The 21,966-nt window shown below is 36.9% G+C and carries 18 protein-coding genes; 8 read left to right on the top strand and 10 right to left on the bottom strand.

Going from position 1 to position 21,966, the window contains the following annotated elements; translation table 11 throughout:
• Positions 1–56: 56 nt before the first annotated feature.
• The 4 genes from ACK4HO_RS01380 to ACK4HO_RS01395 all read right to left on the bottom strand — a co-directional run bounded on the left by ACK4HO_RS01380 (position 57) and on the right by ACK4HO_RS01395 (position 6,473).
• The gene (locus ACK4HO_RS01380) at positions 57–1,451 is read right to left on the bottom strand and encodes an OmpA family protein (RefSeq protein WP_409661494.1); all 1,395 of its coding nucleotides are present in this window, start codon (positions 1,449–1,451) and stop codon (positions 57–59) included.
• Between the two features lie 131 nt (positions 1,452–1,582).
• Positions 1,583–2,773 (bottom strand): glycine C-acetyltransferase, encoded by a 1,191-nt coding sequence (kbl, locus tag ACK4HO_RS01385; protein WP_409661497.1) that lies wholly within the window; start codon positions 2,771–2,773, stop codon positions 1,583–1,585.
• A 29-nt stretch (positions 2,774–2,802) separates the two neighbouring features.
• The gene (locus ACK4HO_RS01390) at positions 2,803–5,955 is read right to left on the bottom strand and encodes a UvrD-helicase domain-containing protein (RefSeq protein WP_409661500.1); all 3,153 of its coding nucleotides are present in this window, start codon (positions 5,953–5,955) and stop codon (positions 2,803–2,805) included.
• A complete protein-coding gene (locus tag ACK4HO_RS01395) occupies positions 5,955–6,473 on the bottom strand; it encodes a GNAT family N-acetyltransferase (protein WP_409661503.1) in 519 nt (172 codons plus the stop codon). Before ACK4HO_RS01395 ends, ACK4HO_RS01390 begins: the two co-directional genes overlap by 1 nt.
• Before the next feature lie 108 nt (positions 6,474–6,581).
• Here ACK4HO_RS01395 and ACK4HO_RS01400 point away from each other — a divergent pair, with 108 nt between their 5' ends.
• Entirely contained in the window at positions 6,582–7,787 is a 1,206-nt protein-coding gene (locus tag ACK4HO_RS01400; RefSeq protein ID WP_409661506.1) for an MFS transporter, read from the top strand.
• A gap of 101 nt (positions 7,788–7,888) precedes the next feature.
• Positions 7,889–8,497 carry a superoxide dismutase gene (locus tag ACK4HO_RS01405; protein ID WP_409661509.1) on the top strand — a complete coding sequence of 203 codons (609 nt, stop codon included), beginning with the start codon at positions 7,889–7,891 and terminating at the stop codon, positions 8,495–8,497.
• A 602-nt stretch (positions 8,498–9,099) separates the two neighbouring features.
• On the opposite strand, the gene ACK4HO_RS01410 is transcribed toward ACK4HO_RS01405, so the two are convergent.
• The 4 genes from ACK4HO_RS01410 to ACK4HO_RS01425 form a co-directional block, all read right to left on the bottom strand.
• Entirely contained in the window at positions 9,100–10,998 is a 1,899-nt protein-coding gene (locus tag ACK4HO_RS01410) for an amidophosphoribosyltransferase (RefSeq protein ID WP_409661512.1), read from the bottom strand.
• Between the two features lie 220 nt (positions 10,999–11,218).
• Entirely contained in the window at positions 11,219–12,145 is a 927-nt protein-coding gene (locus tag ACK4HO_RS01415; protein ID WP_409661514.1) for a PfkB family carbohydrate kinase, read from the bottom strand.
• 76 nt (positions 12,146–12,221) lie between these two features.
• The gene (gene rnhA, locus ACK4HO_RS01420; RefSeq protein WP_409661517.1) at positions 12,222–12,704 is read right to left on the bottom strand and encodes a ribonuclease HI; all 483 of its coding nucleotides are present in this window, start codon (positions 12,702–12,704) and stop codon (positions 12,222–12,224) included.
• A gap of 2 nt (positions 12,705–12,706) precedes the next feature.
• Positions 12,707–13,276, bottom strand: a complete 570-nt coding sequence (locus tag ACK4HO_RS01425) for a phosphoribosylglycinamide formyltransferase (RefSeq protein WP_409661520.1) — start codon at positions 13,274–13,276, stop codon at positions 12,707–12,709.
• Positions 13,277–13,451: 175 nt separating this feature from the next.
• Here ACK4HO_RS01425 and ACK4HO_RS01430 point away from each other — a divergent pair, with 175 nt between their 5' ends.
• From ACK4HO_RS01430 to ACK4HO_RS01455, 6 genes are all read left to right on the top strand, one after another.
• A complete protein-coding gene (locus tag ACK4HO_RS01430) occupies positions 13,452–13,688 on the top strand; it encodes an acyl carrier protein (protein WP_007137004.1) in 237 nt (78 codons plus the stop codon).
• 179 nt (positions 13,689–13,867) lie between these two features.
• Positions 13,868–15,121, top strand: a complete 1,254-nt coding sequence (fabF, locus tag ACK4HO_RS01435) for a beta-ketoacyl-ACP synthase II (RefSeq protein WP_409661524.1) — start codon at positions 13,868–13,870, stop codon at positions 15,119–15,121.
• Between the two features lie 6 nt (positions 15,122–15,127).
• Positions 15,128–15,871: a ribonuclease III gene (gene rnc, locus ACK4HO_RS01440; RefSeq protein WP_409661527.1), complete on the top strand. Its 744-nt coding sequence runs from the start codon at positions 15,128–15,130 to the stop codon at positions 15,869–15,871.
• 114 nt (positions 15,872–15,985) lie between these two features.
• Complete coding sequence (locus ACK4HO_RS01445; RefSeq protein ID WP_409661530.1) at positions 15,986–16,471, top strand: IPExxxVDY family protein; 486 nt, start codon at positions 15,986–15,988, stop codon at positions 16,469–16,471.
• A gap of 5 nt (positions 16,472–16,476) precedes the next feature.
• Positions 16,477–17,907 carry a pyruvate kinase gene (pyk, locus tag ACK4HO_RS01450; protein ID WP_409661533.1) on the top strand — a complete coding sequence of 477 codons (1,431 nt, stop codon included), beginning with the start codon at positions 16,477–16,479 and terminating at the stop codon, positions 17,905–17,907.
• A gap of 43 nt (positions 17,908–17,950) precedes the next feature.
• Positions 17,951–18,715 carry a Bax inhibitor-1/YccA family protein gene (locus tag ACK4HO_RS01455; RefSeq protein WP_409661537.1) on the top strand — a complete coding sequence of 255 codons (765 nt, stop codon included), beginning with the start codon at positions 17,951–17,953 and terminating at the stop codon, positions 18,713–18,715.
• Positions 18,716–18,766: 51 nt separating this feature from the next.
• Here the strand turns inward: ACK4HO_RS01455 and dinB are convergent, their stop codons facing one another.
• Positions 18,767–19,849, bottom strand: a complete 1,083-nt coding sequence (dinB, locus tag ACK4HO_RS01460; protein ID WP_409661540.1) for a DNA polymerase IV — start codon at positions 19,847–19,849, stop codon at positions 18,767–18,769.
• A gap of 1 nt (position 19,850) precedes the next feature.
• The gene (locus ACK4HO_RS01465) at positions 19,851–21,878 is read right to left on the bottom strand and encodes a recombinase (RefSeq protein WP_409661543.1); all 2,028 of its coding nucleotides are present in this window, start codon (positions 21,876–21,878) and stop codon (positions 19,851–19,853) included.
• Between the last annotated feature and the right edge of the window lie 88 nt (positions 21,879–21,966).

Genomic DNA, 21,966 nt, shown 5'->3' on the forward strand with positions numbered 1-21,966 from the left:
AAATAAAAAAACGCCCCGAATTTCGGAGCGTTTTTTAGAAATATTTTGAGAAGAAATTATTTTACTAATTTCACTTCAACTCTTCTGTTATTAGCTTTACCAGCTTTAGTTTTGTTGGTATCAATTGGATTAGACTCACCGAAACCAGCTGAAGACAATCTTGAAGTTGCAATACCGTTTTCTACTAAGTAGTTTTTCACGGCAGCAGCTCTGTTTTCAGATAATGTTTGGTTAGCAGCATCTTTACCATCGCTATCAGTGTGACCTTCGATTGAGAAGTTAGAGTTTGGATACTCTTTCAAGATAGCTACAATGGCTTGTAATACTGGGTAAGTTTGTTGTTGGAATGAAGCTTTACCGCTATCGAATAAGATAGTTTTAGCATAGTCGTTCAATCTTTTGATAGCTTCCTCAGTAACCTCAGGACAACCATTGTTAGCCACAGTACCTTTAACATCTGGACATCTGTCATCTTTGTCTAATACATTGTCACCATCTCTATCTGGCCAAGGACATCCGCCATTTTCTTTAGGACCTTTAACGTCTTTACATTTGTCTTCTTTGTCTTGAACTCCGTCACCGTCAGTATCAGGACAACCACCGAAAGCAGCTAAACCGGCAACTTCAGGACAAGCATCAACATTGTCAGCGATTTTATCACCGTCTGTATCAGGACATCCGTTATATTCAGCAGGACCAGCAATTTCCGGACAAGCATCTTTACTGTTTTCGATTCCGTCACTATCAGTATCAGGACAACCGTTAAATTGTTTTAAACCTGCTTCATCCGGACAAGCATCATCTTTGTCATAGATACCGTCGCCGTCTTTATCAGAACCTCCAAATTTGAAAGTAAGACCTGCAAAGTGTTGCGAGTGAGAAGGCATATCTGCACGTGAATCTTCAAAAGAGTGTTTGTATGTTGTACGGTACGATAAACCAACATTTTCAGTAAACCAATAAGTTAACCCTAAACCACCGTTTAAAGTACCTGCACTAGATTCGTCACCTAGCCAAGTGTAACCTCCACCAAAATTGATAGATGGGTCAAGTTTTTTAGAATTAATTAAATTCATTAAACTGTAGGTAATAACACCATCAACAGCATAATAATTTAAATCACCAGGATTGATTACTTCGTAAGGTCCGTTATTAACTCTTGGTAATACGAACTTAGTAATTTTGTTCATCGAACCTGTAACTCCAAATGTGAAATTACCGCCAATGTGTTTTGATACGTTTACAAATGATACAGTAGGAAGAATATTCCAGTTGTCTGTAGCATTGAAATACTGAGAAAATTGATCTTCTAATTTTGATGCAGCACTTACTCTGGTATCTACTGCGTTAACCCCAAACGATACTGCCCAAGGATTGTTGCCGTCTTGAGCTTGAGAGCTTAAGCCAGCTAACATTAGCATAGCAACGAATAATTTGTTAAGATGTTTCATACTTAATTTGATTAGATTATAAAGATTATAATAAAACAAAAGTAATACCTATTAACATAATATCAAAATCTTATTGTTAAAATGTGGAAATTATGTAAGGATTTGGAAAAATTTTGGAATCGAGACGTAAATTAAATAACATTTAACATCTTTCCTACTTCCTCAAAGGCTTTGATGGCTTGATCTAGATGCTCTTTGGTATGTGCTGCCGACAACTGAACTCTAATTCTTGCTTTGTCTCGAGGAACAACGGGGAAAAAGAAGCCAATTACATAAATTCCTTTCTTTAGCAATTCGTCGGCCATGACTTGAGAAAGTTTTGCATCGTATAACATAACGGGAACGATAGCCGAATCACCGTCGATGATATCCAAGCCCGCTTTTTTCATGCCTTCTTTGAAATAGTTGGTATTCCATTCTAATTTATCTCGAAGCGTAGTATCTTTTTCTAATAATTCAAAAACTTTGATAGAAGCACCAACAATAGCGGGTGCCAATGAATTGGAGAACAAATACGGACGCGAACGCTGGCGTAAAATTTCAATCACTTCTTTTTTGGCTGTAGTATAACCGCCCATTGCACCACCAAGAGCTTTTCCTAAAGTGCCGGTGATGATATCCACTCTGCCCATTACGCCTTTGGCTTCCATCGTTCCTTTTCCGGTCACACCGATAAAACCGGCGGCGTGACATTCGTCAACCATAACCAGAGCATCATATTTATCAGCCAAGTCACAGATTTTATCTAATGGCGCTACTAAACCGTCCATAGAGAAAACACCATCAGTTACGATTAACTTGAAACGATGTCCGGCTTCTACCGCTTTTTTCAATTGGTTTTCTAAATCTTCCATATTGGAATTTTCATAACGGTAGCGAGCTGCTTTGCACAAACGCACTCCGTCAATGATAGAAGCGTGATTCAAACTATCGGAAATAATACAATCTTCTTCTCCTAATAATGGTTCAAAAACGCCACCATTAGCATCAAAAGCGGCCGCATATAGAATAGTATCTTCTGTGCCATAGAAATCGGCTATCTTTTTCTCTAAAGTTTTATGAATGTCCTGAGTTCCGCAAATGAATCGCACGGATGACATTCCGAAACCATGAGAATCTAAAGCGTCTTTTGCCGCCTGAATTACTTCCGGATGCGATGACAACCCCAAATAGTTATTCGCACAAAAGTTCAAAACCGTTTTGCCATTTACAGTAATTTCCGCGCCTTGAGGTGAAGTAATGATGCGTTCTCTTTTGAAAATACCGTTTTGTTCAATGGTATTTAGTTCGTTTTGTAAGTGTTGTTGAATTTTCCCGTACATGTGTTTAGTTTGTAGTTTATCGTTTGTGGTTACAAATTTACTATTTCCAACCTTTCCCCAATATAAACCAGCGCTTTTTTAGTCACTTTAAAACCCATTTTTTCAATGGCGTTCTGATAGTTTTCCAATTGCGTGGAGTATTTGGCTTGGTGTGCGCCGGTTTTGTAGTCGAGTAAATAAATTTCTTGGTTGGTGTTGAGGACCATTCTGTCCGGCTTTACGAGATTGCCTTCTTTTTGAATGATGGTTTTTTCGTTTAGTATTTTGTTGCCGATGGCGAAATAGGATTGCAAATCAGAATGGTTAACGACTTGCTGAATCGTTTGCTCGACATCATCTTTTTGTGAAGCAACAATCAATCCGTTTTCGATGGCTTTGGTTAGGGCCAAATCAATGTCGTCTTTGGTTTTGACGAAGGATAAAATTTCGTGTAAAATGTTCCCAAACTCGATTGCCTTTTGTTGTTGCGTGTTCCACATCAGACTTTCTTTTTGGGCAATTTTGATGTTTTTTGGGTTCAAAGTCGCTGCCAATTGCGGAATGGTTTCGGTTTCGTCTAAAGTATCTTTGGTTTCGGATAGTTTTTTGGATTCGCCGAATGAATAGTCGAATTTACTTTCGTCAAACCCTTTATCTTCTAAGAATTTGATAAAAAACGTCGCCATATTATTTGGGTATTCACCCGAAGTTTTACTTCGGCTTTGCATGCCCGAAATGATATATAACTGTTCTTCGGCACGCGTTAATGCGACATACAACACATTAATATTGTCGAGCAATTCTTCCTGTTTTTTTTGTTGGTAAATCACATTGGCTTCTTCGCCATAGCCTTCTACTTTGCTGCTTTTATCCACTAATGCTTTCGGCAAACCTGTAATTTCTTCATCGGCGTTGAGCCACATTTTTTCTCGTGGTCCTTTGCTGTAATCTTCTTCGGCAAAAGGAAATATCACCACCGGAAACTCCAAGCCTTTCGATTTGTGAATGGTCATAATGCGAACCGCATCGTTTCCTTCGGGCGACGGAATACTTAATTTCTCGGAATTGTTGTCCCAATAAGAAAGAAAATCCGAAATGCCGGCTTGCTTTTTTAAATCGTGTTCCAAAATCAAATCTAAGAAAAACTGAATATAAGCAATGCGTTTATCCATCGGGATGACTTTGGCAATGATGATTTCCGTGGCTTCGTAAAGCGATTTTTTACGGATATTTTGGAAAGAAAAATCAATTTGAAAAGTAGTCAACCATTGTTGGAATTCAGTTTCCGACTTTTGTTCCATGCCTTGCGCAATGAAATCGTGTATGGCTAATTTATCTTGTTGCAATGCCAAATAATAGAGGAAATTCGCTTTCGCTTGTAAATCGTTGCTGTTTTTCAAATAACGTAAAATGTGAATTACGCCTTGCACCTCCGACGAAGCGCCGAGCAACAAACTTTCCGAAGACAAAATCGGAATCCCGTTTTCGGTTAAATAATTAGCAACTTCGGTTCCGTGTGATTTTTTTCGAGTTAAAATTACGATGTCTTTGTAGCGGAAACCGTTTTGTTTTACTTTTTCTATCGTGGCTAAAGTGGCTTGTAAATAGAGTTCATTTTTGGCTAAATTTTCTTCTTCATCCAAGTCTGCTTTTTCGACTTTTGGCACAAAAGAAATATTGACATATCCACCCGTTTTGGTATTGAATTGCTGATGGCTGTGGTTTTGGTACAAATCTTTGTAATCTTCATGGGCAAATTCATTCGATAGAAAGCCAAAGAGTTTGTTGTTGAAGTCAATGATTTCGGAATAACTTCTCCAATTGATTCCCAATGAAAACAATTGCTTGTCAGGATTGACGAACGGATTTTTGTCTTTGCTGAGTTCGATAAACTGTTCGGCTTTTCCGCCGCGCCAACGGTAAATCGACTGTTTCGGATCGCCTACAATCATCAATGAACCTTGTTCTCCGTTCAAATCTTCGCTCGACAATGCGTTGTCAATCAGCGGAATTAAATTTTGCCATTGCATTTCCGACGTATCTTGAAACTCATCGATGAAGAAATTCCTGTATTTTTCTCCCAAACGCTCGTAAATAAAAGGCGCCGGTTGGTTTTGAATTTGTTCGTTGATTAACTTGTTAAATTCCGCAATCGAAAGGATATTTTGCTCTTTTTGTATTTTGCCCAATTCATTACTCACGGTATTTAGCAATGACAGTGGTGTGATATTTTTCAAAAACGCTTCGTAGAAATTTTCCTTTTCGAATTTTTTATAAATCGAAGCCAATATTTCGAGTAAATCGGGAATGATGCTTTCGATGATTGCTCGGTCTGCAGCGGTTTTGTTTATAGAAATGTCTTCAAATTGATAATATCTCTTATTCACAGGATTGAATCTTTTTTCGACAATACTTTTTATGTGGTTTGGAAAAGTTTCTCTTGAAAATGATTTAACATCAATTCCGTTTTTTTCTATCAGCAATAAAGCTTCGGTTGCTAATTCAATCGTTTCGGTTTCTATTTGAGCACAAAGTTCGGTCAGTTTGTTTTTGATTTCGATAAACTCCGCAATGGTTTTGTTTTGGAAATGGGTGATTTCTTCTCGGTTGTTTTCGTTGAGAATCAATTTTCCGGTGTCCATGATTTCCCGTGAAATGTCCCAAGATTTGTCGTCATCGGTTTTTTCCATCGTAAAATCGACCAACAAGTTGGTTAAGATTTCATCGTTTCCTGCCTCGGCTATAATCGCATCAACGGCTTCGGTCAGCAAATTTTCGGTATCAAGCGAAACTTCAAACGTAATCGGCAAATTCAAATCGTGGGCAAATGCTCGAATGACTTTGTGGGTAAATTTGTCAATTGTTGAAATATCGAATGAAGCATAATTGTGAATCAGGTTTTTGATGATGCTTTTGGCTTTTTCGGTAATCGTGGCCAAGGATAATCCGGTTTCCGTTTGAATATCTTGCATCAATTGCAAGGCTTTGTCGGATGGTTTTTCTTTGGCAAACTCCGATAAACTTTCCACGACGCGGCTTTTCATTTCGTGTACGGCTTTGTTAGTAAACGTAATCGCTAAAATATTGCGATACGCATCGGGTTTTTTTGATAATAGAATAATTTTCAAATACTCTCTAACCAAAGTATAAGTTTTGCCCGAGCCGGCGGATGCGTCGTATATAGAGAAAGCGGTTTTTTGCATTAGTTTTTTCGGATTAAATAAACAAAATTCAACTTAGACTCTTCGCCATAATATTCGACTTCAAATTCATCCACTTTCATGGCGCCGATTTTTTCAATAGCCTTTTGAGAGCGAAGATTAAACGCACCAATATGAAAATACACTTTATTTACATGCTGAAACGCATAATAGAGCATGATTTTTTTCAAGGCTTTGTTGTAACCATTGCCCCAAAATTTCCGTCCGATAAAAGTATAGCCGATTAATACCGAATTCTCGTTTTCATCATAATCATAAAACCGACTACAGCCAACAACTTCATTGGTCTTCGTATCGCGAATTAAAAAAGCGCCTTTGGAAAGCATTGCGCCTTCAAAATAATTTTGAAAAACTTCTCTTTGGTATCTTAATTTGTTCGGATGTTGTTCCCAAACCAACGGATCTGAAGCTACGGCATACAATTCCTCAAAATCTGTTTCTTGCAACGGAATCAGTTTAATAAGCTCATTTTTTAAGGTATTGGGTTGCCAATTAAACATAGAGAACTATAGTTTTTATTTATGCTACTAATGTAATTAATTAATTCTTTATTAAGAAAAAGGAATTTAGCAATGCGTAATTTTGCGACACAATTAAATTTTACTGCTTTGAAAAGAAACGAAGTTATTTTGGTAGCACTGATGGCGTTGCTCAATTTCACCCACATACTCGATTTTATGATCATGATGCCTTTGGGGAATATTTTGATGCCCAAATGGAATTTGACCACTTCTGAGTTTTCCATTATTGTGTCGAGTTACTCTTTGGCGGCATTTGTGAGTAGCTTTTTTGCCATTTTCTTTGCCGATAAATTCGACCGCAAGAAATTATTACTCTTTGGCTATTCCGGATTTTTAATCGGAACTTTTGCTTGTGCCTTTGCGTTTGGAACTTATTCGATGATTTTAGCCAGGACTTTCACCGGATTGTTCGGCGGATTAATCAGCGCACAAATATTAAGTATTATTGCTGATGTTATTCCGTATGAAAGACGTGGCAGAGCGATGGGCATGTTGATGGGCGGATTTGCTTTGGCTTCGGTAATTGGTGTTCCTTTTGGATTGTTTTTGGCCAATAAATATGATTGGTATTATCCGTTTTTAGTAGTTGCTATTTTTGGCTTGTTACTATTGCCGTTTTTGTTTCGATTTGTGCCTAATGTCAATGCGCATTTATCCTCTCCGATAAAATTGAAAGAACGTATTTCAAACTTCTATGATATCTTTAGTAACCAAGCTCAGATTACAGCGTTGTTATTTAGTTTCTTGCTTATCACAGGTCATTTTATAATTGTACCATTAATTAATCCGTATTTGGTTTACAATGTTGGTGTTCCTCAAGAATATACACCTTTAATTTATCTGGTTGGTGGAATTTGTTCTCTAATTTCGGCACAAATCATAGGAAAATTAGCCGACAGTTATGGTAAAAGAACAGTGTTTGTTTGGGCTGCCTTAGTTTCAGTGTTCTTTGTTGTTTTGATCACCAATATGCCGCATTGGCAACTTTTCATCGTGTTGGGGGTTTTCGGATTTTGGTTTAGTTCTTCAACCGGAAGAACCGTTCCCGGACAAGCAATGATTACCCAAGCCGTTACTAGTCAAACACGAGGTAGTTTTATGAGTCTGAATTCTTGTGTGCAATCACTCGGAACGGGTTTTGCTTCGTTAATGAGCGGTTGGATTACTTATAGCGATGCTAAATTCTCTATTCACAATTACAATTATTTAGGGTATATAAGTATCAGTTTGATTTTATTGTGTGTTTTATTGTCCTATCAATTGGAGCGAAAACTACAATATGTTGAAGTATGATTTTTTGAAATGTTATAAATGATTGTGTGAATTTTATAATTAAAAACGATTTATAATTTATAAATTTGAACAGCAAATATTAATCTTTAAATACAATAACCATGGCTTTTGAATTACCGCAATTACCCTATGCATACGATGCATTAGAACCACATATTGATGCCAGAACGATGGAAATCCACCATTCAAAACATCACAATGCTTACACAACTAATCTAAACGCAGCTATTGCCGGAACGGATTTGGAAGGATTAACGATAGAAAATATTTTAATCAATTTGGATATGAAAAACGCAGCAGTTAGAAATAACGGTGGCGGATTTTACAACCACAATTTATTTTGGAGAGTAATGTCACCAAATGGTGGCGGATTGCCAACCGGTGATTTAGCTGAAGCTATTGAAAGAGATTTTAAATCATTTGAAGAATTTAAAGCCTTGTTTGCCAAAGCAGGAGCAACGCGTTTTGGTTCGGGTTGGGCATGGCTTTGCGTACACAAAGGCGGAAAGCTGGAAGTATGTTCTACACCAAACCAAGATAATCCGTTAATGCCCGATACGGCTTGTGGCGGTTTCCCGATTTTAGGAATGGATGTTTGGGAACATGCTTATTATTTAAATTATCAAAACCGTCGTCCGGATTATATTGAGGCTTTCTTCAATGTGATTAACTGGACAGAAGTGGCGAGGTTGTTCGCTACAGAAAAATAAAATCAAAACTCTTTTTGATAAGATAAACCGGTTGTGAAAGCAGTCGGTTTTTTTATTTGGCCGAGGTATAAAAAATAAACAGGCGGAATTGCTTCCACCTGTTTGCCCCAAATCTACCATAAACTTAACCTACACTAAATACTATGGTAACGCAAATCTAATAACATCAAACAGAATATTGTACTTTTTTAATGAAATTATATTGGAATGATAGGCAAATGAGAGTGAAATCTGTTTTTATGACGATTTTTTTGGTAAAATAAAAAAGGCGAAAATTTCTTTTCGCCCTTTTTGCCCCAAATCTACCATAAACTTAACCTACTAATGCTATGGTAAAGTCAAATGTATTACATATTAATGTTTTGAAAAAAATAAATCAGACAAACGGCAAGTATAATCGTTGAAATTTTTTTGTTGATTTTCAGGTTGGTAGAAAATAAAAAAGGTGAAAATTTCTTTTCACCCTTTTTGCCCCAAATCTACCATAAACTTAACCTACTAATGCTATGGTAAGGTCAAATGTAAGTTGATTAACAATTTGAAAACAAAAAATTTAGACGAACGGCATCAAAAATCGTTTAAAGACAAAAAATGTTAAAATTTTAGTAAGCGCGTGCATCTTTTCCTTCATAAAAATTCATAAACGCCTTGTTTACAACACGGTTACCTCCTGCGGTTGGATAGTCACCGGTGAAGTACCAATCGCCAAGGTTTTTCGGACAAGCGATGTGTAAATTGTCAACCGTTTGGAAAATAATTTTTACTTCGGCATTAATATCTTCCGGATGAAGCAATTCCGCTATTTTGTTGGATATTTCGGTATCGCTGAACGGGGCATAAATTTCGGTTACAAAATTTACCACATCAGCATCTTTTAATTTCTCTTGTGATTTGCATTTTTTATAGACATCGTCTACAATTTTGTACAGATTTCTTTCTTTCAATAATTCAATCGCGGCTTGGAAAGCAATTAAGCCTTCTAACTTCGCCATATCGATTCCATAACAATCCGGATAACGAATTTGCGGTGCAGAAGAAACAACGACTATTCTTTTTGGATTCAATCGATCCATCATCTTTAAAATGCTTTTTTTCAAAGTCGTGCCGCGAACAATACTATCATCAATAATCACTAAATTGTCTGTTGGCTTGATCACACCATAAGTCACATCATAAACATGAGCGACCAAATCATCGCGACTGCTGTCTTCGGTAATGAAAGTTCTTAGTTTGGCGTCTTTGATGGCAATTTTTTCGGTTCTGATTTTTACCGAAAGGATTTCTTCTAGTTTTTCTTTGGTCAACGTTTTACGGTTGTTTAAAATAAACTGGTTTTTTCTTTGGTTCAAAAAGTCATTCGCCGCTTCCACCATACCATAGAAAGACGTTTCGGCCGTGTTTGGTATAAAAGAGAAAACCGTATTATCAGTATCATCTTCAATCGATTCTAAAACGGCAGGCAAAATTAATTTACCTAATTGTTTTCTTTCCTGATAAATTTCGGCATCGCTGCCACGAGAAAAATAGATGCGTTCAAACGAACAAGCTTTTTTAACCGTTGGTGTTATAATTTCCTGTTGGGAAACCGTTCCGTTTTTCTTAATGATTAAAGCATGTCCGGGTTGTAACTCTTGTACTTTCTCAAAAGGCACATTGAAGGAAGTTTGAATCACAGGTCTTTCCGAAGCGACAACTACAATTTCGTCATCTTCATAAAAATAAGCCGGACGAATTCCGGCCGGATCACGGAACACAAAACTATCGCCGTGACCTAATAAACCGGCCATGGCATAACCGCCGTCCCAACCTTTGGAAGCACGTTTTAATATTTTAGCAATGTCTAATTTTTCGGCAATTACCGGAGAAGCTTCTCTTTTAGACAATCCGTTGTTTTTACATTCTTGGTACAAATCAGTCACTTCATCATCCAGGAAATGACCTATTTTTTCCATTACGGTTACCGTATCCGCCATTTCTTTTGGGTGTTGGCCTAATTCTACTAAGCTATTGAAAAGCTCGGTTACATTGGTCATATTGAAATTTCCGGCAACGATGAGGTTTCGGTGCATCCAATTGTTCTGACGTAAAAAAGGGTGAACGCTTTCGATACTGTTTTTCCCAAAAGTTCCGTAACGTACGTGTCCTAAAAACAATTCGCCTATATAAGGAATGTTGTCTTTTTGCAATTGTACGTTGTCTTGGTATTCCGGGTGCAAAGTCAATTCTTCATTAATTCTTTCATTGATTTGTGCAAAAATATCCTGAATCGGTTGTGCTTGGTTCGAACGTACGCGACTGATGTATCTTTCGCCAGCTTCGACATCAAATTTGATTGAGGCAAATCCGGCGCCGTCTTGTCCGCGGTTGTGTTGCTTTTCCATCAGCAAATACATTTTTTGTATGCCGTAAAAAGCCGTCCCGTATTTTTCTTTATAGAATGCTAACGGTTTTTTTAATCTTAGAAGGGCAATTCCACATTCGTGTTTTATTGCGTCGCTCATAGTCTGTTGTGTTGTTGTAAGTTGTTTGTTCCGTGTATTTTCACCACATAGAAACATAGAAAAAAATGAATAATAAAGTCGCTTCGCTATATTTCAAAAATCATAGCTATGAGAAAAATATAATTTCTATTTACTTATTTTTCAGAATATAAACTATGTTTCTATGTGGTTTAATCATTATTTTAGAATAAAAAATGCCCCGAAATTTCGAGGCATAAAGTTATTGTAATTCTATTTCAAATTGTGTTAAAGCTTTGAATTGTTTCAAGCGCTCGTTCACTTCTTCCTTTTTCAATGACAGCATTCTTTCGGTTCCGAATTGCTCCACGCAGAATGAGGCTAAGTTAGAACCATGAATAATAGCGGTTTTCATGGTTTCAAAAGAAATATCTCCTTGTTGGGTGATAAATCCTGCAAATCCTCCTGCAAAAGTATCTCCTGCGCCGGTTGGATCAAATACATCAGCCAATGGCAATGCCGGAGCAAAGAAGATATGTTCGTCATGGAAAATTAAGGCACCGTGTTCTCCTTTTTTAATTACGACATATTTTGGTCCCATGGTATGAATTTTAGCCGCTGCTTTTACCAAAGAATATTCTCCCGATAATTGACGTGCTTCTTCATCATTAATAGTAATCACATCCACACGTTTGATTACGTCTAATAATTCAGGTAAGGCACAATCCATCCAAAAGTTCATAGTATCTAAAACCACCAATTTAGGTTTTTGGGACATTTGGTTTAAAACGCCGCTTTGCACAATAGGGTGTAAGTTACCTAACATCACTACATCGGCATTTTTAAAATGCTCCGGAACAATTGGGTTGAAATCAGCCAATACATTTAACTCTGTAGCCAAGGTGTCTCTAGAGTTCATGTCGTTGTGGTAACGACCGCTCCAAAAGAAGGTTTTTCCGCCTTTTACAATTTCCAAACCTGAAACATCAATGTTTCTCGCTGTCAATAAATCAATATATTCTTGTGGAAAATCGTCACCCACAACCGAAACTATAGCCGATTGTAAGTTAAAATGCGAAGCCGATAAACCGATGAAAGTTCCAGCACCACCTAAGATTTTATCTGTTTTTCCAAAAGGTGTTTCGATAGCGTCAAAAGCAACCGTTCCTACTATTAAAAGTTTGTTCATTATTTGCATTTCAAATTAAAGGCGCAAAGATAGTTTATAAGTTTTAGAGATGCAACTGGCTTTAACGTTTCGTCTTTTAAAGCAATTTTCCTTCTTCTCTCTCATAAAAAGTATCAATCGAAAGTTTTTCTAATCCCGAAGCATAAACCGCCAATTCATCACAGCGCTCGTTTTGCGGATGGTTATTGTGGCCTTTAATCCATTTGAAATCGACTTGGTGTTGGCGGTAAATTTTGAGAAATCGCATCCACAAATCGGGATTCTTTTTACCGGTGAAGTTTTTCTTTTCCCAACCAAAAACCCATTTTTTCTCCACGGCATCGACTACATATTTAGAATCGGAAACGACCAAAACCGTCATGTTGGGATTTTTGAGTTTTTCCAAACCAACGATTACCGCTAACAATTCCATTCTATTATTGGTGGTATGGCGAAAACCTTCATAGAATTCTTTTTTGTAAGGTGTGCCAACCATTTCCATGACCACGCCATAACCACCGTTTCCGGGATTTCCTTTGGCAGCGCCGTCAGTGTAGATATGGACTTGGTGTGAGTTCAAAGTTAGGAGTTAGGCGTTATGAGTTGGGCAATTACTTTTGGAAAATGTTCATGTTCCAATGATTGAACTTTTGCCGCAATAGCTTCCGGAGAATCACATTCTTCTATGTTTATATTATGTTGAAAAATGAATTCACCTTCATCGTAATGTTCGTTTACATAATGGATGGTGATTCCGGTTTCTTTTTCTTTATTTTCTAAAATTGCTTGGTGTACATTCATGCCATACATGCCTTTTCCACCATATTTAGGTAACAACGCAGGATGAATATTGATTATTTTATTCGGATATGCGGCAACGATGTGCTCAGGGAACTTTAAGAGAAAACCTGCTAAGACAATCAAATCGGGTTGGTGTTCATTAATTTTTTCTAAAACAAAGCCATCGTTTAACTCCGTTTTATTAAACACTAAAGAAGGTATATTGTGGTGTTTTGCTTTTTCTAAAACTTTGGCATGTAGATTGTTAGTGAAGATGCCGACTACACTTATGTTATCGTTGTTTTTGAAATACTGTATGATATTCTCCACATTGGAACCAGCGCCTGAAGCAAAAAGTAAAATCTTTTTCACGGAAAATCAAATTTGGTAGCACAAAAAAAAGAATAATTACTTGAATTAAAACCATCATAATGTAAGATTCTGAAATAATTTTTTTATTTTCGTGGTCACATTTAGTAACAAAAAGGTTGTTTTAAAATAAAGTTTTTTATTTTTGCCAACAATTTAAATTAAAAATCTAGAAATTATGTCAGACATTGCATCAAGAGTAAAAGCGATTATTGTAGACAAATTAGGCGTTGACGAAAACGAAGTTGTAACAGAAGCAAGCTTCACAAATGATTTAGGCGCTGATTCATTAGACACTGTTGAGCTTATTATGGAGTTCGAAAAAGAATTTGATATCCAAATTCCGGACGACCAAGCAGAAAACATTGCTACTGTAGGTCAAGCTATTTCTTACATCGAAGAAGCAAAAAAATAATAAATAAATCACCCGTGGAGAATCTATATTTTTCACGGGTTTTTATTATTTTTACTCAAAAGAATAAATCTTGATTGATATTCAATCTTAAAATATTGAAATACCCTTGTCTCTTTAATGATTAACTTTGAAGAAAACATGGGTATTATTTGTTTAAATACAATTGTAAAAAACATATTATGGCATTAAAGCGAGTTGTAGTAACAGGTTTGGGTGCATTAACACCAATCGGGAATTCCATTGAAGAGTATTGGAATGCCCTAGTTAATGGTAAAAGTGGCGCTGCTCCGATCACCTATTACGATACTGAAAAACACAAAACAAAATTTGCCTGCGAAGTCAAAAACTTCAATATCGAAGATTTTATGGACCGTAAGGAAGCTCGCAGAATGGACAAATTTGCACAATACGCCGTGGCTGCCAGTGAAGAAGCCATTAAGGATGCCGGAATTACCAATGAAAATGTAAACAAACACAGAGTTGGGGTAATTTGGGGTGCCGGAATTGGTGGATTAGAAACTTTCCAAGAGGAAGTGATGAGTTATGCGGCCGGAGACGGAACGCCTAGGTTCAACCCTTTCTTTATTCCAAAAATGATTGCCGATATTGCCCCTGCACACATTTCGATGCGAAATGGTTTTATGGGTCCAAATTATACTACCGTTTCTGCATGCGCTTCTTCGGCCAATGCTTTGATTGATGCTTTCAACTACATTCGTTTAGGAATGTGTGATGTTATCATTTCAGGTGGTTCAGAAGCTGCAGTTACTATTGCAGGGATGGGCGGATTTAACTCTATGCAAGCTTTATCCACCAGAAATGACAGTCCGGAAACGGCTTCAAGACCATTCGATGCTACCCGTGACGGATTCGTTTTAGGTGAAGGTGCCGGAGCTTTGGTTTTAGAAGAATACGAACACGCCAAAGCACGTGGCGCGAAAATATATTGCGAAATCGGTGGTGGCGGAATGTCATCAGATGCGTATCACTTAACAGCTCCACATCCGGAAGGAATTGGCGTAATAGCGGTTATGGAAAACACCTTGCGCGATGCCGGAATGACACCAAATCAAGTTGATCACATCAATACACACGGAACTTCAACACCGCTTGGTGATGTAGCTGAGTTAAAAGCAATCAGCGCTGTTTTTGGTGCTCATGCGAAAAACATCAACATCAATTCAACCAAATCGATGACGGGTCACTTATTGGGAGCTGCCGGTGCGATTGAAGCAATTGCCTCGATTTTAGCTATGAAACACGGCATTGTTCCTCCAACGATTAACCATACGGTTGTGGATGAAAATATTGATCCTTCTTTGAACCTGACTTTAAACAAAGCCCAAAAAAGAGAAGTTAAGGTAGCCATGAGTAATACTTTTGGTTTTGGCGGACACAACGCTTGCGTTTTATTCAAAAAAATTGAAGACTAATATTAGATGAAAATTCTAAAAAATATATTTAATAAAAAATCCCGTTCGTCAGAGGACGGGATTTTTTTTAATGAAATTCAAAAAGTAATAGGTTTTAAACCCCAATCCATCATTTATTACGAAAAAGCTTTTACACATCGGTCAACAAATCGCATGGATTTGAAAGGTAATCCAATGAATTATGAACGCCTGGAATTCCTTGGCGATGCGATGTTAAGTGCTGTAATTGCAGCTTATTTATACAACGAAGCACCGGCAGGAGATGAAGGCTATTTGACTAAAATGCGTTCTAAAATTGTCAGTAGAGAACATTTAAACGAATTGGGAAGAGACTTAAACTTAATCCGATTTGTAGAAAGTAAAGTGCCAACCCAACATTTTGGAGAAAACATTCACGGGAATATTTTTGAAGCTTTAGTTGGCGCTATTTTTTTGGATAAAGGCTATGAATTTTGTCAAAAATTTATCCAAAGAAGCGTAATTATTCCTTATGTTGACATTGCCAAACTGGAAGGTAAAGTCATCAGCTACAAAAGTTTGCTCATAGAATGGTGCCAAAAAGAAAAGAAATCCTTTCATTATGATGTCTTTGATGACAATGGTATTGATGGTCAAAAATACTTTGGTGTAAAGTTGAGTATTGACGACAAAGTCATCGCCAAAGCCAGAGCTACTTCGAAAAAGAAAGCAGAAGAAAAGGCGTCTCAAAGAGCTTATTTTGCATTTCAAGAAAAAATTAACAAAAAATAATACAGATTCTCAAAAAACTATAACGTTTTCGTTCATAAAATATCGTTAACTCAATATTGAGTTGGTTATAATCTGTGTCAGATATACTATATTTACAACTTAAATTGCAATATTATGGCTGTTCACAAATTGCATATTGAAGAGTTTGATGAAATAGATTATCAATTAATCGCTATACATTCGCCTTTAGAGGATTATAGATTAGCGTATTATATCAATCAAAATTTACCTGTCAATCTCAAAAAAAGCAATTGCAACATTCAAATCAGCAATAAAGACGGCGAAACCCAGTTTACGAGATTTATTTTTGAAGATGATAAAGACATCGCATGGAATTTGGTGCAAAATCAAAATGATGCGATTCTTACCACGGAAAATAACAATCAAGGGTTGTTTGCTAACAGCAATAATGCGTTTTCGCCCAAAATCTATTTGATACCTGAGTTTAAAAAAGTAGATTACTTTTTAAAAATTGAAAATGATGAAGTGGCTATTGATGTTTCTAAAATTATCAAAAGCATCAAAAAAATAGATAGAGTCAGTACGGTTTACGCTGTAGAAGTAGAAAAAATAAAGTCAAAAAATAATTTAATTTTTTAATTAAAATGCCAACAAGAAAAAAAACTAAAATTGTAGCCACATTAGGACCTGCATGTAGTTCGAAAGAAGTGATTAAAAAAATGATTGATGCCGGAGTGAACGTATTTCGTATCAATTTTTCCCATGCCGATTATGAAGATGTAAAAGAAAGAATCGATATTATCAGAGGGTTGAACGATGAGTTTGGTTATACCACCGCAATTTTAGCCGATTTACAAGGACCGAAACTTCGCGTAGGAGTGATGAAAGAAGATGTAGTGGTAAATCCGGGAGATATTATTACTTTCCAAACCGCCGAAGATGTTCCAGGAACGAAAGAGCGCGTTTACATGAACTACAAAGAATTCCCAAGAGATGTAAATCCGGGAGAAAAAATTCTTTTGGATGATGGAAAATTGATGTTTGAAGCACTTGAAACTAATGGAACTACCGAAGTAGTTTGTAAAGTAATTCAAGGCGGACCATTGAAATCTAAAAAAGGGGTAAACCTTCCGAATACCAAAGTGTCTTTACCGGCATTGACCAAAAAAGACATTAAAGATGCGCTATTTGCTATCGAACAAGAAGTTGATTGGATTGCGCTTTCATTTGTTAGAACACCAGCCGATTTAGAAGAATTGCAAGACTTAATTGCGAAACATTCCAAATATAAAATTCCTATTGTTGCCAAAATTGAAAAACCGGAAGCGGTGGAGAACATTGATAAAATCGTTGCTTTTTGTGATGGTTTGATGGTGGCTCGTGGTGACCTTGGAGTAGAAATTCCGGCACATGAAGTACCATTGATTCAAAAGAAATTAATTCACAGAGCGAAAACAGCCAGAATTCCTGTAATTGTAGCTACTCAAATGATGGAAACGATGATTACCAGTTTAACACCAACACGTGCTGAGGTAAATGACGTTGCGAATTCGGTTATGGATGGAGCTGATGCCGTTATGCTTTCAGGAGAAACTTCTGTTGGAAATTATCCGGTTGAGGTTATCGAAAAAATGACACAAATCATTGAAGCAGTAGAAGATTCACCATTAATCAATGTGCCACAAAATCCGCCTCACGTTAGAACTAAAAGATTTATCACAAAATCAATTTGTTATCACGCAGCGATTATGGCGAATGAAATCAAAGCAAAAGCGATTTCAACTTTGACTAATAGTGGTTATACGGCTTTCCAAATTTCGGCTTGGAGACCCAAAGCACACATTTTGGTGTATACTTCGAATAAAAGAATTTTGACCCAATTGAACTTACTTTGGGGTGTAAATGCTTTTTACTATGACAAATTTGTAAGCACCGATGATACTGTTGGCGATGTGAATGACATTGCCAAAGCTAATGGTTACGTGAAAAAAGGCGATATGCTAATCAACTTAGCCGCCATGCCGGTAGCCGACAAAGGAATGGTAAATACTTTGAGAGTTTCTGAAATAGAATAATTTTATTATTTTTAGACATTATTTCTCTTTAAATACAAACAAAATGAATTCAAACAATCCGTTTTTTAAAAACAAAACTTTTTCAAATACTTCTCGTGCCAATGAAGTAGTGCATGAAGCAACGGTTATTGATTACAGCCAAACGATGACGGTTTCGGGAACCATTAACAAAAGTTTCCTGATGCTGATTTTATTAATTGCCAGTGCTGCGGTTACTTGGATGATGACTTTTGATGGTCAAAATCCTATTGTCTTAACCATTGGCGGTGCTATCGTTGGATTAGTTTTAGTCTTGATTGCTACATTTAAGCCGCAATATTCAACTTATTTAGCGCCGGGTTATGCAATATTTGAAGGTCTTTTCATTGGTGGTATTTCCGCTATTTTTGAGGTGATGTATCCCGGAATTGTGATTCAAGCCGTGAGTTGTACGTTTGTTACGTTTATGGTTTGTTTCGGATTATACAAATACGGAATCGTAAAAGTGAATGACAAATTCAGATCGGTTGTTTTGGCAGCGACTTTAGCCATTGCGACTTATTATTTAATTTCGTGGTTGTTGTCGATGTTTACCAGTTTTACACCGGTTCACCACGGCAATTCTATGATCAGCATCGGAATTAGTGTATTTGTAATTGTAATTGCCGCGTTGAATTTGTTCTTAGACTTTGACCAAATAGAAAAAGGTGTTGAACAAAAAATGCCGAAATACATGGAATGGTACGGCGCCATGGGATTGATGATTACCTTAGTTTGGTTGTACATTGAATTCTTGAGATTGTTATCTAAATTGTCGAGTAGAGATTAATGCTCCGTTGATATAAAAAACAAACCAGCTTTCGGGCTGGTTTTTTTATGGCTAAAACTCAAACTTCAATTGTACCACAACCGTCTTTTTAATTTCGGTATTTAAATTATTCAAAGAAATGCCAAGCAGTCGTACGGATTCTTTCATTCGTTCCTGAAACAAAAGCTCTTTTGCCGTCTCTAAGAGCAATCCTTTATCAGAAATAAAGTAAGGCAAAGTCTTGCTCCGAGTTTGGGTCGTAAAATCGCTGTATTTGATTTTGAGGGTCACGGTTTTGCCTGAGATGTTGTATTTTTTTAATCGGTTTTCGAGTTCACCGGCGATGCGTTCCAACTTTTCCACCATAAAGATTTCCGAAGTCAGGTTTTCGTTAAAAGTATGTTCGGCCGCGACCGATTTCGCAATCCGATTGGGTTTTACCGCGCTGTTGTGAATGCCGCGAACAATATTGTAAAAATGCAAACCACTTTTGCTGAAATGTTCTTCCAGAAATTCGGCTGATTTTGATTTTAAATCCTTTCCTGTAAAAATGCCTAAATGATACATTCTGTCAGTCGTCACTTTGCCAATGCCATAGAACTTTTTGATGTCTAAGTTTTCCAAAAAGGATTCTACTTCTTCAGGATTGACCGTTTTTTGACCGTTAGGTTTATTGTAATCGCTAGCAATTTTGGCCACAAATTTATTCACCGAAATTCCCGCAGAAGCGGTTAAACCAACTTCTTCAAATATGCGTTTTCTGATTTCCTGTGCGATTAATGATGCGCTTGGATTGCCTTTTTTGTTTTGGGTAACATCCAAATAAGCTTCGTCTAATGACAACGGTTCTACCAAATCGGTGTACTCGTGAAATATTTTTCGGATTTGTTTGGAGATTTCTTTGTAGCGGTCAAATCTGGGACGGACAAAAATCAAATCGGGACAATTTCGTTTGGCTTGAATCCCACTCATGGCGGAACGAACACCAAATTTCCGAGCTTCATAACTCGCTGCCGAAACCACACCACGCACTTCGCTTCCTCCAACAGCTAATGGTTTTCCTTTGAGTTCAGGATTGTCCATTTGCTCTACAGAAGCATAAAAAGCATCCATATCGATGTGGATAATTTTTCGGTAAGTTACCTCGGGTTCCACTTTATTTGTCTTTTACCGGAAAGAAAAAAGCAACCGGACGTTTTTTAAAATAAGCCCAAGTAGCGCTAAACAAGAAACGCAATTCCAACAAAGGAATATTTCGAGAGCGAAAAGCCAAGCCAAGAGAAAGGGAGAAACTCACGATAAAATTGACAAATCCGATGAGACCAATACCAATGATTCCCCAAATGATGGTTGGTAAATCCACAAAGAAATTGGCACCATACAAGCCTAAGGCAAAATTACCACTGGCAAAAGTAATGTGGCGAATATCTAGATTTAACCCAAGAAAAACTCCGATAGAAGCCGTGCTGCCTAAAAAGACACCAAACCAACCATTAGAAACGACACCGGGCCAATTGTTCTCAAACCATTTGGCTATTGCGTTTGTTCTCACAATTCCTAAATTTTGTTTTAAAACCGGATGTTCTTTAATGCGGAAATAAAATTGATTGTGTTTATTCCGGTTGGAAATATTCCCCGAAATAATACCCGATAGAAATAAAAACACACCGGCAATCGCCGCATGAAATAGAGCTGCAGAAGTTATTGGAGACAAGTCATTCAACAGTTTCGCCGATTTTTCAAAGGCAATATTGTAGTCAAAGCAATAGTCAATCAACCAAATGCCAAGCAAAGCCACCGGGAATGCCATGAAAATATTACCCACAAAAGCAATAAACTGCGATCGGAATAAACGCGCAAAGAGTTGGGCAAATGAACTGTGTTTGTTTTCGTTTTTGGCATTTTTTTTCATCCCACTTTCCAAAGCTTTAATCAAAGTAGCCGCAGTCATTGCCGGCTGTTTGGTAGCCAAAGTATAACCCATCAAATAAATGGCAATAAAACCTAAAGAATAATTCAGACTATAATAAAAAGCATGGCCAAAGCCACTCGATTCCATTTTAGACAACAATAACTTAAAAATACAAAGAAGCCCAACAATAAATCCGCCACCAATGGCCGCTTTAAGCATTGAAAAATATTCCGATTTGCTTTCTGTGATATAGTGTTCGCCGGTTCTGGCGGTGTGTTGGGTAATTTCGTAAGAAATCAATTGGGTGCTTTCATTAATCAGTTGGCGAACATTGTTTTTATGACAATTGTATTTAATCAATCTCAAGGCCAAATGAATGGAATTGTTTTTCTTATCGATATTCTTATTGACCACTAAGTTCGAAATTAAAACTTTGATCCGGTGTAACTGTTGCCTGATGCGAAGCAAACTCTGGTTTACTTTTAGTGAAATACCAAATTTGGAGCTGTTAGCAAAGGCTTTGTCAACATACTCTTCACATTGTTTATGAAGAATCATCAGTTGCTTATAATTGATGTCTTCAGAGGAGATAAAATGCAATTCTCCTTGTCTGATTCTGTTTTGAATGAAGTTGAGCTCGTTTTCAAAAGCCACAAACGGACTCACCAAATCATCATATTCAGGAACCATTTTGATTACATCGTTTTCCATGGCACGACCGCTCATTCGCTGCGAAATCAAACCCATGGCATTCATCACTTCGGAAAGAATAGTTTTCTCTTGAATGCTATTGTAGATGTCTTCAAAGCCAATAATTTCATAGAGTTTTTGCAATTCTTCAAATGGAATTCGGGAAATCCAAATGGGGTCAGAGCTTTTGAAAAACACCTGATTCAAAACAAATTCTAAAGTGTCTTTTTCGGGTTGAAAAGGCAAAATCTTGGCAAATAATCGCTGTCTTACTTCATAAATAAAATCTGAATCTCTTAAAATTCCGGCATCTGATAACATTCGGCTGAACTTTCTTTGCTGGAGTAAATCGGCTAAATGGTCTTTTAATAATTTATTCTTCTGAGGATTGTTCTGCAAGAATTGTAAAAGGGATTCTATAGAGACAATGCTTTCCGCTTTTGGATTGTTTGGCCGAAAAAAGTTAGTCAAATCGACAAGAAAAAGCAATATATCATTTGACAAATAACCGTCGTTGTCGAAGTATAAATCGAACAGACTTTCAATAGAATTGATGTTTTTTTTGTGACGGTAGAATTTCATCTATACAATAGTATAACAATTAAGATTATGGTAAAAATACAATTTCAAAGTTATATATTTCTTAACTTGCCGGTAAATATCAAAAGAA

The sequence above is a fragment of the Flavobacterium sp. genome (assembly GCF_046296355.1).
Lineage (GTDB): Bacteria > Bacteroidota > Bacteroidia > Flavobacteriales > Flavobacteriaceae > Flavobacterium.